Genomic DNA, 1,323 nt, shown 5'->3' on the forward strand with positions numbered 1-1,323 from the left:
CGCTGCCTTGCAGGCGGCCAGTTCTGGCAGTGCAGCCGACTCCTGATATTTCGTGCAGTCGCCTTCTGAAAACGACAGGCTGTTCGAGCTTTTTACGCCAGTAAGCAAACTGGTGATAGACCAGTGCCTGGCTTTTGCAAAAGGCGTGGCCGGAGAGGCCGGAGTCAAGCCAGGCAGTGATCTGCTGCTGCCAAAAATCAGCACGTTCTTGAGTGGTCATAGTGAAAATCCAGCGAAGAGGTAATGGATTTCAAGTGTGACGAGCTGATTTTGGGAAAAAAAGATGCCGATTCAAGGGCGCTTACCCAATCTCTATCAGCTTTAACGCGGGGTAAGGTGTTGGACTGCTCAATACGTCGCGCAGTTCGGGTGGAAATGGCAGACTTCGCAGCAGCGATTTCTTGAGTCATGCCTTGTTGGCGATGCTGCATATACAGCTCCTCTTGTCGGTGAGTGATATGTTGTCCAGGCACCTTGAACTCCGAACAGAAAACAAGGTACCTATTGTGACACCCAACCGGCCAAGATAATTGTCGTCAACCGGTCATCCTAATTGTCGCCGAACAGAGGGTGAGGGCGCATGTTGTCAGCTTACTTTCCACAGCAAACGGTTTCCTGATTACCATCGAGACTCAGCCAGCTTCAACAGGCGTTGTGGCATTGGAGCCGTTCGACAGCCGATCCTGACCAGTTCCATTATCATCGACTCCAGATTGAATCGGTGATTGAACTTAAAGCAGAACTCCGCCAAATACCGCGGTAGATGCTTCTGATTGATTGCGTGATACGTTCCATGCATGGCGTTTTTCACGTTGCCTATCATCGTGTTGACCCACTTGAAATACGGCAGTTTTACGCTGGCAGGACCACCGCCTGTCACGATAGCTAAATGAGCATTCTTGGCTTCTTCAACGCCACGGAAGCAGGCCAAACCATCGGATACCACCAAGGAAGATGGCCGCAGGTGTTTAATAGCCCATTGCGTGAGTTCTTTTTTCTTGAATCCCTCAACGGCACTGAATCGCATATGGATCGGGTGCCCTTCATGATTGAGTGAAACGGCAGCAACAAAAGGGCGCTTGCCAGCTGCGCCACGGCCTACCTTTCCAGCGCGGACACCGCCCCAATAGGCATCATCAAGCTGGATGATACCGGAGAGAGGAGCCTCATCATCCCGCTCTTTCATGGCCTGCATGAGCTTGTGCTTAAGCCGCCAGGTGGCGTTGTAGGAAATGCCAAGCACACGGGTGCATATTCCGGCCGATCATGAACACCAATTCCGATTCAACGTGAACACCATTTCCGGACCAATGTGAACGCTCA

Annotated in this window: 1 protein-coding gene and 1 pseudogene; both read right to left on the reverse strand. The window is 51.7% G+C overall.

Annotated elements, in window-relative coordinates; translation table 11 throughout:
- Positions 1-220: IS66 family insertion sequence element accessory protein TnpA (gene tnpA, locus PG888_RS22870; protein WP_442866254.1), on the reverse strand; the 220-nt coding region annotated here is incomplete at its 3' end.
- 399 nt (positions 221-619) lie between these two features.
- Positions 620-1,249, reverse strand: a pseudogene (locus PG888_RS22875) (IS1595 family transposase); the annotation flags it as partial.
- Positions 1,250-1,323 lie beyond the last annotated feature (74 nt).

Origin of the sequence: Aeromonas sp. QDB23 (assembly GCF_027707745.1) — a bacterium.
Lineage (GTDB): Bacteria > Pseudomonadota > Gammaproteobacteria > Enterobacterales > Aeromonadaceae > Aeromonas > Aeromonas allosaccharophila.